Source organism: Parasphingorhabdus sp., assembly GCF_059726685.1.
The window spans coordinates 1,479,541-1,492,511 of record NZ_AP041068.1; the positions used below are offsets into that span (position 1 = coordinate 1,479,541).

A 12,971-nucleotide genomic window follows, 5' to 3' on the forward strand; every position below is an offset into this window, starting at 1 on the left:
GGATTGCAAATGAGCAACAAGACGCAACACATAGCTAACCAGCCACGCGAGATTGCCGACTGCGTCAGCGCTTATCTTCAGGAAGGCAACCTTGATGGAATTGTCTCCATGTTTCATCCCGATTGCCTGGTCTTCTTCCCGCCCGATGCTCCTCCAAGCGAGGGCCTGGAAGGCGCGCGAAAAGCTTTTGAAGGCTTTCTAGACGTGCGTCCGAAAATAGAGAGCAGCGTTTTTAGTGAAATCATCACTGGCGACATTGCCATGCTTCGCGCAAATTGGCGGGTCATCGCGCCCGACGGATCGGTTATGGCGGAAGGCCAGTCGACTGAAGTGGCTAAGAAGCTGGACAATGGCGGCTGGGGCTATTTAATTGATTGTCCCAATGGTCCGCCGAATCTTGAGCGAGAGACATCATGACCGATCAAAATTTCCATGAACATGAGTTAAGCCTGCAGAACAAAATGGGCATGAGAGAACAAATCGACACACTCACGGAAAGATTGATGCATGATGAGATGCCCGATCAGCATCGCGCTTTCTTTGCCGGCCTTGAATATATATTTTTGGGCACGGTGGGCGAAGACGAAAAGCCATACGCCTCAGTACTGACCGGATCGGCTGGATTTGTCTCATCAGCTGATGCAAAAACGCTAACCATCACCAAGCCGGCGGATGATCGAAATCCTGCCTTTGCGTCATTGGCGGTTGGTTCGCCGGTTAGCGTGTTGGGCATTGATCTCAGCAATCGCCGCCGCAACAGAATGCATGGCAAAATCAGCCGTATCGACAAAGATGGTTTTGATATCACCGTCAGCCAAAGCTACGGCAATTGCCCCAAATATATCAGCACGCGGGCGATTGCTGATCGTATCCAAAGCCCAGAAGGTGCTGAGGCTACGGAACGGGACGAGCTATCCACAGAGGACATCGATCTGATCACCAAATCCGACACGTTCTTTATCGCCAGCCATCATCTTGATGGAAGCGGCCAGCCGTACGAGGGCAGTGATATCTCACATCGTGGCGGCAACCCCGGCTTCATTCATGTTGAAGGACCAGGCCGGTTCATTGTTCCTGATTACAAGGGCAATAACCTGTTCAACACGATCGGCAATCTGGTCTCAAACTCGGCTGCTGCTTTACTCTTTGTCGATTTTGAAACTGGCGACCTGCTTCACATCAATGCGGCCGCGGCAATCATCGAAGATGATGTTGCGATTGCCGCTTATCCTGGTGCAAAACGCCTAATCAGCTTCAATGTATTGCATGTTCGCCGAACCGAGGCCGGCATTGGCCTCAGATGGCAATTGCTCAAGCCCTCGCCAGTCAATCCCGAATTGTAGAGTCACAGCTCCCCAAAGTTTACACCAGCAGTTCCCGATCGGCCATTTCCAGAAATCGCTGCAAGGCGTTGGAACGAACGCGGTTTGGGGGCGTCATCGCGTAAATCCCGCCGCTACGCAGCGACCAGTCGGGGAAAAGCTGGACTAGGCTGCGATCCTTCAATTCATTCCTGACCAGAAAATCTGGCAGAACAGTAAAGCAAAAGCCCGCCATCACATAAGCGCGGATCGCGAGGGTGATATTTGCCTCCGACACGATTTTCGGGGCTATCACTCGTTGATCGCTTCCCTTCTCGAACATCCATTCGGTTTTGTTGGCAAATGCGTGGCTGCGGACGAACGGGGCACCATCCAAGTTGCTCGGACATTCAGACTGGAACCGGGCGGCGCTGGTCGGCGAGCAAACGGCAATTTCCTCGAAGCTCATAAGCTTGCGCGCCCGGTTGCTGGAATCGCTAAGCTGGCCAATCCTGAAAGCCAGGTCATATCGATCCTCAATGATATCGATCAGGCTATCGGCAAGGCGCATGTTCACGGTCACGTCCGGATAGGCTTCTTGAAACCGGGCCGCAAAAGGGGCGACGTAGGAAACGCCAAAATCAACCGGCGCCGTGATTCGTAGAACGCCGCGCGGTTTTCTGTCGCGCTCTTGAACACGCTCATATGCGTTGTTCGCCTGAGTCAGGGCTGATTTGGCATCCTCATAAAAAACGCGACCTGCTTCAGTCGGTTGTAAATGCCGGGTGTTACGCAGCAGGAGCGGCGTCCCGATATCAGCTTCCAGCAACTGCAACTGCTTGCTTACAACAGCCTTACTGATGCCAAGAGCCGCAGCGGCACCTGTAATCGTCCCGGCATCAACCGTCGCAACGAAGTGAGCTAGCCTGTTCAGGTTATTGCGCCGGGTCATGGCAAACACCTCCATCTGAATGAGTGTGACTATTGTTAGCTTTAAACTGACAGTATATCATAATCATATATCTTTTGCTGACGAAATCAATTGGCTAATTCGGTTTCGAACACAGCAGGAGAAATGCAATGCCCGACGAAAAAACTGTCATAGTCTACGATACATTTTGTGGCTGGTGCTATGGTGCCGCACCCGTTTTCGATGCGATCGTGGATGCCGGTGAAAATGTAGAGGTGCTCCATCGGCACCTGTTCGAAGGCGCTACAGCCCCTCGCATGAACGAAGGCAAGGGCGCCCAGATCCTGAGAACCATTCCTCAGGTCGAAGCTCTTACCGGTCAGTCCTTTTCCGAAGCGTTCAAGGCCAGAATTGCACGTTCGCAAACCGAGATTCTCGAGTCCGGTCTTTCGGCCCAGGCGGCAGCGCTGGTGCATGATCAGGGCCCCGAAAGGGAGTTCGCCCTGCGTCACCGACTGGAGACACTGCATTTCGGTGAAGGTGTGTCGTCAACTGACCGCCAGGCCATCATCGAAGCCCTGATCGCCGAAGGTGTCGCACCAGAGGAAGCCGAACGCATCGGCACACCCGAACTTGAAGCCAAGGCCGCCGCTCTTGCTGATCGGGCGAAGGCGCTGATGGAAGAAGTCCAGTCAAGAGGTGTTCCCACCGTCCTCAAGATCAATGGGGATAGGAAGATACAGCTCGACCATCAAGCCTTTTACGGCCGCCCCGAAGCCATCGAAGAAATCTTCAAACTTACCACCACTGCCTAAACTCACATCAAAAAGGAGAATATCATGAACAACAATACCAAAACCGTAACCATCTTCGGTGCAACCGGCGCTCAGGGTGCCCCCGTTGTCCGCGAAGCGCTCGCCCAAGGCTACAAGGTTCGCGCCGTTGCCCGCGACACGCAGAAAATCCGCGCGTTGCACCCCGAAGCGGAAGCAATCGCCGCAGATCTGTCGGATGAAGCCGCACTTACCGCTGCACTCGAAGGCGCGGACGCTGCCTTCTTGCATTTTCCCCGGCCCGAGGGCCCGGACGATAGCCAAAACTGGGCGGCGGCCTTCTTCGGCGCAGCACACAAGGCGCAATTGCCTCTGCTGGTCTTCGTGACAGGTGGACCTTCTGGCGATCGATTCCCTTCATCGGTAATCGTCGATGCAACAACGCATGGCATGAACGCCGTGCTCAATTCAGGTATTCGGTCGATTGTCCTGCAATCAGCAATATATTTGGAAAACCTGCAACCGGAACTGTTCCTGCCTGGTCTCCGCTCTGAAGGCAGGCTAGATTATCCGCCGACCCTGCGCGATTTGAAAGTGCAGTGGACGTCACATATCGATCAGGCAACACTCGCAGTCGCGGCGCTCTCACGCCCCGATCTTGCTGGACAAGCTTTTGAAATCGGCACGCCCGATGCGCTGACCGGTGATGAACTTGCCGAGCTGATGAGCGGTTGGGTCGAACGGGACGTCACATTCGATCCGATGAGCCCTGAGGATTTCGGCAAGCGTATCGGCGATGCATTCAATAGCCCCGGAGCCGCTTTCGCCCTTGGTGATCTTTATGGCTCCATCGCGAAACTCAACGGTGATGCAATGGCCATCAAGACCGATGAGTTAGAAGCCACCTTCAACGTGAAGCTGACTTCGGTTGCTGACCATATCAAGGCTTGGCCAAAAGGTTGACCGTAATGTGAAGGCCGCGCGGAAACTCGTTCCGCGCGGCCTGATTAACAAGACATCCAAAACGAAAGGCTGGGACAATGTATTTCATGGACGAATACCAGTTCTACAATAATATAAGTTGCTGGAACCCTGGGGAAAAATGGATCGCCAAGTTCCTCGAGAACTGGAGAAAAAAATCAGGCAAGTCTTTGCGGAACCGCAAGCGCACGGCAGTTTCCAACCAAGACTGAGGCCACACCTCCATCTTATCAAAAGAGATCGACGGTCTTCTAATTTGATCTAAATTACAAAGGAGCATTTTAGTCATGCGTTTGAACGACAATTTTGCTGAACATATTGTTATCAACACAACTCGGATGCCTTGGGAGGACTCTCCCATGACCGGTGTTCAGAGAAGAAAGTTGGATCGCATTGGCGATGAGGTTGCCCGTGCAACATCGCTCGTAAAATATGAGCCAGGATCACATTTCCCCAGACATGCTCACGGCGGCGGTGAAGAGTTTTTGGTCCTTGAAAGCGTATTTTCTGATGAGCATGGCGACTATCCAGCCGGAACATATGTCTGAAATCTCATCGGTACAGATCACAAACCTCACAGTGACAATAGTTGTATCATATTCGTTAAACTTCATCAGTTCAGTGAGAATGACATCTGACAGTTTTCCATCGACACAAATACAGCAGAATTCCGCGAAACCGAAATAGCTGGGGTTTGGCAACTACCTCTCCACAGCTCTGAGCAAGAGCATTGTGCTCTGATTCGACTAAATCCGGGTGCAATTCTTGATCCAGATACCGGCTTTCCGGTTAATAAGTTACTGGTGCTGAATATCGCGACTTTAGTCATTAGCGTATCGTGTCCGCCAATTGCGCGCGGAATTTCGGATGCGCCAATTCGATCAATGCCTCCGCTCGCTGGGTCAATGATTTGCCTTTGAGATCGGCAAAGCCAAATTCGGTGACGACAATATGCGTGTCGTTGCGCGGTGTGGTGACCGGGCCATCCAGCGTTGGCACAATACGCGATACGGTCCCGTTCTTTGCCGTGGATCGGCAGGCGATGATGGATTTTCCGCGTTTGGAAGCCGTGGCACCGCGGACGAAATCCAGTTGCCCGCCCGCGCCGCTATATTGCCGTCCCATAAGATGTTCTGAATTGCAGGCACCACCAAGGTTGACTTGCAGCGTCGCATTCACCGACACGACATTGTCATTCTTGGAAATATGGCGCGGGTCATTGACAATATCGACCGGCGCGCTGTGCATGGCGGGATTATCGTCCAGAAAATCATAAAAGGCGCGATCTCCCATCGCGAAGGTAAAGACACTACGGCCATGATAAGTGGTCTTTGCTTGATTGGTTACCGCTCCGCATTCTGCCAAACGCGCCAGGGCCGGAGTCATCAATTCGGTATGTATACCAAGGTCCTTGCGATCCTCCAGCAGGGCACAAACCGCACTGGGCAAGGTGCCGATCCCCATTTGCAGGCAGGCGCGGTCGTCAATCATGTCCGCAATGATGGATGCGATCATTTGTTCCTCGGCGCTGATCGGCGGACAGGTCTCCTCCGCGAGCGGGGCATTATTTTCTACTATCGCATCAACCTCGGAAATATGGAGCAGTGACTCTCCAAAAACCCGGGGCATGTTCTCATTGACCTCAACAATCAGGCTTTTCGCGCTGCGAGCCGCGGTTGACGAATAATCATTGCTGGTACCAAAGGTGAACCAGCCATGCCGGTCCATGGGTGATACGGTTGTGATAAAACTGTCGAGCAGGACTTTGTCTCTCAGCAATTGCGGTGAATCGCTGAACGCGACGGGGACGAATTCATCCGGCGGGATGCCTTTGCCGGAAGCATCTTTAAGCAGCGCCCGTTCTATGGAACTGAGGAACATGCAATGCGGGCGGACATGGGCCACTAGATCGGGCCGCAGCACGGTTTTTCCGGCATGGGCCATGGAGTGAAAATACCACAGTTTGAGATCGCTCAGATCGCCTGCCTCCGCGCGTGCCGCCAAAGCGGACAGCAAAGCAGGCGGTTCGGCAACCGCCATGCCCATGGCGATATGAGACCCTGATGGAATATCGGATACGGCCTTGGCGGCACTAGTCAGCTTGGCCGCATATTGCTCTTTGAAAGTCATTGACGGGTGATCACGGCTGCACGGCAATTTTCAGCACGCCGTCGCGCTGATTGGCAAACAGGTCATAGGCTGTTTCGATATCATCAAGTGCAAAATGATGGGTGACCAGCGGGCTCGCATCGACACGACCAGACCCGATCACATCCATCAACCGGCGCATACGTTCCTTGCCGCCGGGGCAAAGCGTACTGACAATGGTGTTGTCTCCCAGACCGGCCGAAAAGGCATCCAGCGGTATCGTCAGATCTTCGGAATAAACGCCCAGCGAAGACAGTGTTCCGCCCGGCCGCAATACCCGGAGCGCTCCTTCAAATGTCTGTGTCTTACCCAAGGCCTCTATCGACACGTCGACCCCGCGCCCATCCGTGATCCGCATGATTTCATCGACCGGATCGACCTTGCTGAAATCGACAACATGATCCGCACCCATGCTGCGCGACATTTCCATCCGTTCGGGAATCGATTCGATCGCGATGATGGTGGTGGCGCCCATTATTTTTGCGCCAGCCGTTGCACAAAGGCCGATTGGGCCTTGCGCGAACACCGCAACCGTATCGCCAATCTGGATCTTGCCCGATTCCGCCCCGCTAAACCCGGTCGACAGGATATCTGGACACATCAGCACCTGTTCGTCAGTCAACCCATCCGGCACTGGCGCAAGATTGGCCATCGCGTCTGGTACTTTGAGATATTCGGCCTGTGCGCCGTCAATTGTATTGCCAAACCGCCAGCCACCTATGGCTTTCCAGCCATGATGATCCTGACCACCGCATTGAGAATGAAAACCGCACATAGAGGCATAGGAAGTTCCGGTTGGCGTTATAGCCCCGGCTATCACCCGCTGACCTTCGGTAAATCCTTCAACTGCTGAACCCAGTTTTTCAATGATTCCAACCGGCTCGTGGCCAATGGTGAGGCCGCTTTCCACTGGATATTCACCCTTCAATATATGGATATCCGTTCCGCAAATGGTGGTTGTTGTGATCCGGATCAACGCGTCAAGTGGACCAATGTCGGGAATCGGCTTTTCACCCAATATGATCCTGCCGGGCTCAATAAAAATCGCCGCTTTCATATGGTTTTCCATGGGGGCTCCATAGCACTGTAAGATGTAGGCCGAAAATTAAGGAAAATGACTGAAAGCGTCTCTACGCAATTGCGCGTAGTTTTGGTGTTGAGAGTCGCCGCCATTCCGTAACAATACCTATCGCCCGCCCGGCACCCGCGGCCTAAATTCCCTATTCTCACAGTCAATTGTCGGCAATTACGGGAAAATCGGCGTGCTAAAACATGAGGACAATTTAAAGGTTGTCAGTGTCGGCACAAAAAAGCTGACCCGTTTCTGCGCCTAATGTCCCAGCCTTTGAAATCTGCGACGGCCGTGCGCGACAGCCTTTATTCCATCCGTAGCCTGACAAAAATCTATGGCGCAGGACCGACAGCGGTGTCGGCCCTGCGTGGGGTTGATCTGGGCCTGCCCAAATCCGCCATGGTCGTACTGCTTGGGGCAAGTGGATCCGGAAAATCGACTTTTCTCAACATCATCGGCGGATTGGACGAAGCAACATCTGGAACGGTGATGTTTGAGGGCGAGGAACTCACCGCGCTCGACCCGTCTGCACTGACCGAATACCGGCGCAATTCGGTCAGCTTCGTGTTTCAATTCTACAATCTGGTAGCTTCCCTGACCGCGAGGGAGAATGTTGCGCTGATCACGGAGATTGCCGAAGACCCGATGAGGCCAGAAGAAGCACTGGCCATGGTGGGGCTGGAAAGCCGTATCGATCATTTTCCGTCCCAGCTTTCCGGTGGTGAGCAGCAACGCGTTGCCATCGCCCGCGCCATTGCCAAGCGGCCCAAAGTCATGCTCTGCGATGAACCAACAGGAGCGCTTGATAGCGAAACCGGGGTTAGGGTTCTGGAGGCGCTGGATCAAGTCAACCGGGAGCTTGGCACCACGACGCTGCTCATCACCCATAATGTCGTCATTGCCGATATGGCCGACAGGCTGCTGCGCTTTGCCGACGGCGCGCTGGTCGAAGATCGCGACAACCCAAAGCGCGTCGCACCTTCGGCGATGCAATGGTAAGCCTGCCAGCCTGGCTGGGGTCGCTGGACCGGAAACTCTTGCGCGATATTTGGCGCCTGCGATCGCAGGCACTGGCCATCGCACTGGTCATTGCCGCCGGGATCGGAATGGTGGTGATGTCGTTCGGCATGCTCCGTTCTCTCGAGGCCAGCCGCGATACCTATTATGACCGCTACCGCTTCGCCGACATTTTCGCATCTGCCGTCCGTGTGCCCGATAGCCTGCTGGATGACATTCGCGCGATTGATGGCGTCAGCGTCGTCGAGGGCCGCCTGACCAGCGGCGCAACGCTTGACATTCCGGGGATATCCGAACCGATAACCGCGCGCATACATTCTTTGCCTGAGTCCGGCATGCCGGCTGTTAATGCCTTGGTCCTGCGTAGCGGCCGGTTGCCGAACCCTGACCGCCCGGACGAAGTGCTTGCCAGTGAAAAGTTTGCCGAGGCCGCCCGCATAGGGATTGGTGATGATATTGACGGGCTGCTCTACGGGACCAGGCAAAAATTTCGTATCGTCGGCACCGTGCTCTCCCCCGAATATGTCTATGCCATCGGCCCGGGCCAGATATTCCCGGACAATCGCCGCTTTGGCATATTGTGGATGGGACAGGAGCATCTCTCCGCCGCGCTGGATTCGACCAACAGCTTCAATGAAGCCCTGATCCGGCTGGAACGCGGCGGCAATGTGCAGGACGTGATCGACCGGGTGGACGTCATCCTCGAACGCTATGGCGGACGCGGCGCCACGCCGCGGAAAGACCAGCTTTCTGACCGTTTTCTGGAGAATGAACTGACTCAGCTCAGCAGCATGACCGCCATTCTTCCGCCGATATTTCTTGGCGTCGCGGCCTTCCTGATAAATATGGTCCTGTCACGACTGGTGGAATCCGAACGGGAGATTATCGGCCTGCTGACTGCCTTCGGTTATCGCAGCCGGACGATCATGTTTCACTATGCCAAACTGGCGCTGGTGCTGTCTCTCCCCGGGCTTGTGCTCGGCCTCTTGTTAGGTTCATGGATGGGTCGGGGACTGGCCGGCCTGTACCAGGATTTTTTCGTCTTCCCGTTCCTCACCTACCGTGCGGGCTTTGACGTGTTTTTCATCTCCTGCATGGTTGCAATTTTCGTTGTGTTGCTGGGTGCTGCGCAAACCGTCCGACGGATTGGCAAGCTGACCGCTGCCGAGGCCATGCGTCCGCCGGTGCCGCCCAATTATTCCGGCGGGTTTGCCCGATTGGTTGGACGGATTAAAGGGCTGGATGAACCGACGCGAATCATCCTGCGAGGGGTGGCGCGCCGGCCCTTGCGATCAATGCTGGGATCGGTCGGCATCGCGGCTGCGCTGGGTCTGTATATCACGTCTGCCGGATCTACGGACAATGTCCGCATGATGTTTGACCTGATGTTTAATCAGGCCAATCGAGCGGATGTTAATGTGGTCTTTTCTGAAGATCGCGATGATCGCGCTCTGTTTGAACTTGCACGATTGCCCGGTGTGATGCGGGTCGAACCGGTGCGCTATGTCGGTGCCAAACTGAGCGCAGGTCATCGTTCCAAATCCGAAACGATCACGGGGATGAAACGGGCTAGCGATCTTAACCGCTTGGTCGATTTGGACAATGGCGTTGTCGAACCGCCGATGCAGGGTCTGATGATATCCTATAGTTTGTCGAACGAGCTAAATGTCGGACCAGGGGATCTGGTGGATATACAAATCACTGACGGACGCCGACCCTATGTCACCATGCCGGTGACCAGTATACTCAGCAGTCCGGTGAGCAGTCCAGCCTATGTCGATTTCAAGAATCTGGGCCCGACCATGCGGGAAGGAGCATTGTCTTCCGGCGCCTATCTGAGCGTGGACGCGACCGAGACCGACAAGCTGTACCGGCGGCTGAAAGACATGCCAATGATTGCCGGCTTCTCACAGCGAGCCGCGGCTCTGCGCGGTAGTGAGGAAACGATTGCCGAAACTAGGGGTATCGTCCAACTGTTCAACGTCGCTTTCTCCGGCCTTATCGTCTTTGGCGTGGTCTATAATAACGCCCGGATCAGCCTCGCCGAGCGCGCCCGTGATCTCGTTTCGCTCCGCGTGCTCGGCTATCGTCGGTCCGAAGTTTCTTATATATTGTTGGGCGAGCTAGCGCTCATCGTATTGGCCGGACTGCCACTCGGCATGATGTTCGGATATTATCTGTCGAAGCAAATCAGCGAAGCTGTCAGTGGGGATCTCTTTATTATCCCCTTTGCCCTTTCGGCTGCCACGGTCGCTTTTGCCATATTGGTTGTCCTGGCAACCGCCGTATTATCAGCCATATTCGTCAAGGGACGGCTGGACCGGCTTAATCTTGTCAGCGTATTGAAAACGAGGGAATGAAATAATGGCTAGCAAACAATTCAGCCGTCCCGGGCCAAAAATCCTGATTGGAGCGATCATATTGCTGACATTGGTCGCGATTTTCTTTGCCGTCCGCACGCCGCCAATAGATGTCGATACTGCAGAGGTGGTTGAGGGTCCACTGCTGGTGACGATTGATGATGAAGGCGAAACACGAGTCCGCGACATGTTTGTCGTTGCCGCACCAATTAACGGCCGCTTGCTGCGGGTCGAGCTGGAGGGAGGGGACAAGGTGGTCGCTAGCCAAACCGTGGTTGCGCGCATGATCCCAGCGCAGCCCGACTTTCAAAATCCGCGCACCGAAGCTGAAATCCGAGCGCAGATAAGCGCGCTGCAGGCCACTGTGCGATCAACAGCCGCCAGGATCAACCAAGCGAAAGCAGATCGGGAATTGGCAGCCGCGAATTTTGAGCGCACCGATGCCATATTCAAACGCGGCTTTGCGACGAAGACGGAGCATGATGTAGCCAAGGCAGCGCGCGACAGCAGCGTCGCGCACGTGACAGAAATTCTGCAAGCCCACGAAACCGCCCAATTCGAGCTTAAAGCCGCTCAGGCCAGTCTGATGGGTCCATCCTTTGGTAATGGCCGGGACAACGCACTCAACATTACGTCGCCCGAAAGCGGATCGGTGTTGCGGGTAACGCAGGAGAGTGAAACACTGCTGACAGCGGGGGCAACGATCATGGAACTGGGTAACCCAGCTGATATCGAGATTGTCACCGATCTTCTGTCCAGCGATGCGGTGAAAATTAAGCCGGGTAACGATGTGCTGATCGACAATTGGGGTGGCGAGCGTCCTCTAAGGGGCAAGGTTCAGCGGATAGAACCGTTCGGCTTCACCAAAATTTCGGCCCTCGGCGTTGAGGAACAGCGGGTGAATGTCATCATAGACTTTGTCGATCCTCAGACAGCAAGGGAGCGCCTGGGCCATGGCTATCGGGTGATTGTCCGGGCGGTCGAATGGTCTGGAGATGATGTCATTCAAGTACCGATTAGCGCATTGTTTCGTGATGCTGGAGACTGGTCTGCTTTTGTCATGGACAATGGCAAAGCAAGACTGGTTCGGGTGAAGGTTGGCCGAATGAATGATGAGCGCGCACAGATCACAGAAGGCTTGAAAGAAGGAGAAACCGTATTACTGCATCCGAGTGAAAAGATTGACGACGGAACAAGGATCAGACTGAGAAAGGGCGCTGACGGCGGATAAAATAGGAACGGCTTTTCCAAGTGGAGCAACGGATTCATCGTTTTTAGTAAACAAAAGTATCGCGGCGGTAGATGTCAGGGTGAAAAATCAAACCTGCATCGTCGGTCCCTTCCACCGTAAAATAAGCGATATAAATCGGTATGGATTGAGTCATGTTAAGCGCTTCGGTGTGACCTGCCTCCAGTATTTCGTCTATGTCTTCGCTAGAATGATCATTTGCCAAAAGTGATTTTGCAAAATCCAAAGCATTACCCACTCTGACACATCCGTGACTATAGGTTCTGACTTCCTTAGCGAATAGCATCTTGTTTGGTGTGTCGTGTAGATAGACCGAATAAGCGTTCGGCATGATCAGTTTCATCAGTCCTAGCGCATTTGCCGATCCCGGCCGCTGGCGGTACCGACCATTTTGAAAGACGTAGCCCTTCCGGCGGGCAGTTGCTGGACTATTGCGCACCATCGCGCCGATCCCCTCAGCCACGATCGAAGAAGGGATTTCCCACCAGGGATTGAAAATGACACCGCTGACTCTGGCATCAAATACCGGTGTCGGTGTCTTTGTCTTGCCCACAATAACAGGCCACGAGCGTATTTTTCTATGATTTTCCCATAATGTGACTTCAAAGCTGGCGGCATTGACGATCAGATAGGTTTCACCGAGATAGTGCGGCATCCAGCGCCATCGTTCCATATTCAGAGCTATTCGCGCATGCTTCTGTGAATCGGTTTCCGTTCTCAATGCTTTTTTAAGCGCCTGATAATGCGGGTTTTGCGGTTTGTACGCATCGTATAATGGCCCAAGTTCGTTCCTGCGTAATGCCAGAGCTATCAACTTCTCGTTGTCAATCAGATGGTCGCGGCTTTTGATATGCCACTGTGCGCGGCTCAAGTCCTTAAGGCATCCATCCAGATATGTTCGTGCGAGCTGTTTGGCGGCAGCAGTTGCGGCACTTCCATCTTCAAGAGGAAAATTACTTGATATCTGGCAATCGCCAAGGCCTTCCGTCGGCATATCGTTGATCAGCGCCTTCAAATGAACGACTTGAGCAGGAGTCCATTGCATCCGATTTTGTGGCTCAGCCGAAGCTGTTTCAACCGAGAATAGAACAGCGATGAAAATAAGCAGTTTTCTCATTCTCCCCTTGTTTCGGGCGCGCTTCCTCCCCACAATCAGTATA

The 12,971-nt window shown here is 54.0% G+C and carries 12 protein-coding genes; 8 read left to right on the forward strand and 4 right to left on the reverse strand.

Annotated elements, in window-relative coordinates; translation table 11 throughout:
• Positions 1-9 precede the first annotated feature (9 nt).
• The gene (locus AC6I9Z_RS07390) at positions 10-417 is read left to right on the forward strand and encodes a YybH family protein (protein WP_461454798.1); all 408 of its coding nucleotides are present in this window, start codon (positions 10-12) and stop codon (positions 415-417) included.
• Positions 414-1,343: a pyridoxamine 5'-phosphate oxidase family protein gene (locus AC6I9Z_RS07395; RefSeq protein WP_461454800.1), complete on the forward strand. Its 930-nt coding sequence runs from the start codon at positions 414-416 to the stop codon at positions 1,341-1,343. Before AC6I9Z_RS07390 ends, AC6I9Z_RS07395 begins: the two co-directional genes overlap by 4 nt.
• Before the next feature lie 19 nt (positions 1,344-1,362).
• Here the strand turns inward: AC6I9Z_RS07395 and AC6I9Z_RS07400 are convergent, their stop codons facing one another.
• Complete coding sequence (locus AC6I9Z_RS07400; RefSeq protein WP_461454802.1) at positions 1,363-2,253, reverse strand: LysR family transcriptional regulator; 891 nt, start codon at positions 2,251-2,253, stop codon at positions 1,363-1,365.
• A 128-nt stretch (positions 2,254-2,381) separates the two neighbouring features.
• On the opposite strand from AC6I9Z_RS07400, the gene AC6I9Z_RS07405 reads away from it, so the two are divergent.
• The 3 genes from AC6I9Z_RS07405 (at position 2,382) to AC6I9Z_RS07415 (ending at position 4,513) form a co-directional block, all read left to right on the forward strand.
• Positions 2,382-3,026 (forward strand): DsbA family protein, encoded by a 645-nt coding sequence (locus tag AC6I9Z_RS07405; RefSeq protein ID WP_461454804.1) that lies wholly within the window; start codon positions 2,382-2,384, stop codon positions 3,024-3,026.
• A gap of 24 nt (positions 3,027-3,050) precedes the next feature.
• Positions 3,051-3,947 carry an SDR family oxidoreductase gene (locus AC6I9Z_RS07410; RefSeq protein WP_461454806.1) on the forward strand — a complete coding sequence of 299 codons (897 nt, stop codon included), beginning with the start codon at positions 3,051-3,053 and terminating at the stop codon, positions 3,945-3,947.
• A 305-nt stretch (positions 3,948-4,252) separates the two neighbouring features.
• A complete protein-coding gene (locus AC6I9Z_RS07415) occupies positions 4,253-4,513 on the forward strand; it encodes a cupin domain-containing protein (RefSeq protein WP_461454808.1) in 261 nt (86 codons plus the stop codon).
• A gap of 280 nt (positions 4,514-4,793) precedes the next feature.
• Here AC6I9Z_RS07415 and AC6I9Z_RS07420 read toward each other — a convergent pair whose 3' ends face one another.
• Complete coding sequence (locus AC6I9Z_RS07420; protein ID WP_461454810.1) at positions 4,794-6,095, reverse strand: acetyl-CoA hydrolase/transferase family protein; 1,302 nt, start codon at positions 6,093-6,095, stop codon at positions 4,794-4,796.
• A 10-nt stretch (positions 6,096-6,105) separates the two neighbouring features.
• A complete protein-coding gene (locus tag AC6I9Z_RS07425) occupies positions 6,106-7,182 on the reverse strand; it encodes an NAD(P)-dependent alcohol dehydrogenase (protein ID WP_461454812.1) in 1,077 nt (358 codons plus the stop codon).
• A gap of 264 nt (positions 7,183-7,446) precedes the next feature.
• Between AC6I9Z_RS07425 and AC6I9Z_RS07430 the strand changes: the two genes are divergently transcribed.
• The 3 genes from AC6I9Z_RS07430 to AC6I9Z_RS07440 are packed head-to-tail and all read left to right on the forward strand — an operon-like array spanning position 7,447 to position 11,793.
• The gene (locus AC6I9Z_RS07430) at positions 7,447-8,184 is read left to right on the forward strand and encodes an ABC transporter ATP-binding protein (protein ID WP_461454814.1); all 738 of its coding nucleotides are present in this window, start codon (positions 7,447-7,449) and stop codon (positions 8,182-8,184) included.
• Complete coding sequence (locus AC6I9Z_RS07435) at positions 8,178-10,562, forward strand: ABC transporter permease (protein WP_461454816.1); 2,385 nt, start codon at positions 8,178-8,180, stop codon at positions 10,560-10,562. Before AC6I9Z_RS07430 ends, AC6I9Z_RS07435 begins: the two co-directional genes overlap by 7 nt.
• A gap of 4 nt (positions 10,563-10,566) precedes the next feature.
• Positions 10,567-11,793, forward strand: a complete 1,227-nt coding sequence (locus tag AC6I9Z_RS07440) for an efflux RND transporter periplasmic adaptor subunit (RefSeq protein WP_461454818.1) — start codon at positions 10,567-10,569, stop codon at positions 11,791-11,793.
• 43 nt (positions 11,794-11,836) lie between these two features.
• Here AC6I9Z_RS07440 and AC6I9Z_RS07445 read toward each other — a convergent pair whose 3' ends face one another.
• The gene (locus AC6I9Z_RS07445; RefSeq protein WP_497811336.1) at positions 11,837-12,961 is read right to left on the reverse strand and encodes a L,D-transpeptidase family protein; all 1,125 of its coding nucleotides are present in this window, start codon (positions 12,959-12,961) and stop codon (positions 11,837-11,839) included.
• Positions 12,962-12,971 lie beyond the last annotated feature (10 nt).

Excerpts from the sequence above, each read along its gene's own strand:
- AC6I9Z_RS07390 (WP_461454798.1), top strand. The coding sequence starts at position 10 with ATGAGCAACAAGACGCAACACATAGCTAACCAGCCACGCGAGATTGCC.
- AC6I9Z_RS07395 (WP_461454800.1), top strand. The coding sequence starts at position 414 with ATGACCGATCAAAATTTCCATGAACATGAGTTAAGCCTGCAGAACAAA.
- AC6I9Z_RS07400 (WP_461454802.1), bottom strand. The coding sequence starts at position 2,253 with ATGACCCGGCGCAATAACCTGAACAGGCTAGCTCACTTCGTTGCGACG.
- AC6I9Z_RS07405 (WP_461454804.1), top strand. The coding sequence starts at position 2,382 with ATGCCCGACGAAAAAACTGTCATAGTCTACGATACATTTTGTGGCTGG.
- AC6I9Z_RS07410 (WP_461454806.1), top strand. The coding sequence starts at position 3,051 with ATGAACAACAATACCAAAACCGTAACCATCTTCGGTGCAACCGGCGCT.
- AC6I9Z_RS07415 (WP_461454808.1), top strand. The coding sequence starts at position 4,253 with ATGCGTTTGAACGACAATTTTGCTGAACATATTGTTATCAACACAACT.
- AC6I9Z_RS07420 (WP_461454810.1), bottom strand. The coding sequence starts at position 6,095 with ATGACTTTCAAAGAGCAATATGCGGCCAAGCTGACTAGTGCCGCCAAG.
- AC6I9Z_RS07425 (WP_461454812.1), bottom strand. The coding sequence starts at position 7,182 with ATGGAAAACCATATGAAAGCGGCGATTTTTATTGAGCCCGGCAGGATC.
- AC6I9Z_RS07430 (WP_461454814.1), top strand. The coding sequence starts at position 7,447 with ATGTCCCAGCCTTTGAAATCTGCGACGGCCGTGCGCGACAGCCTTTAT.
- AC6I9Z_RS07435 (WP_461454816.1), top strand. The coding sequence starts at position 8,178 with ATGGTAAGCCTGCCAGCCTGGCTGGGGTCGCTGGACCGGAAACTCTTG.
- AC6I9Z_RS07440 (WP_461454818.1), top strand. The coding sequence starts at position 10,567 with ATGGCTAGCAAACAATTCAGCCGTCCCGGGCCAAAAATCCTGATTGGA.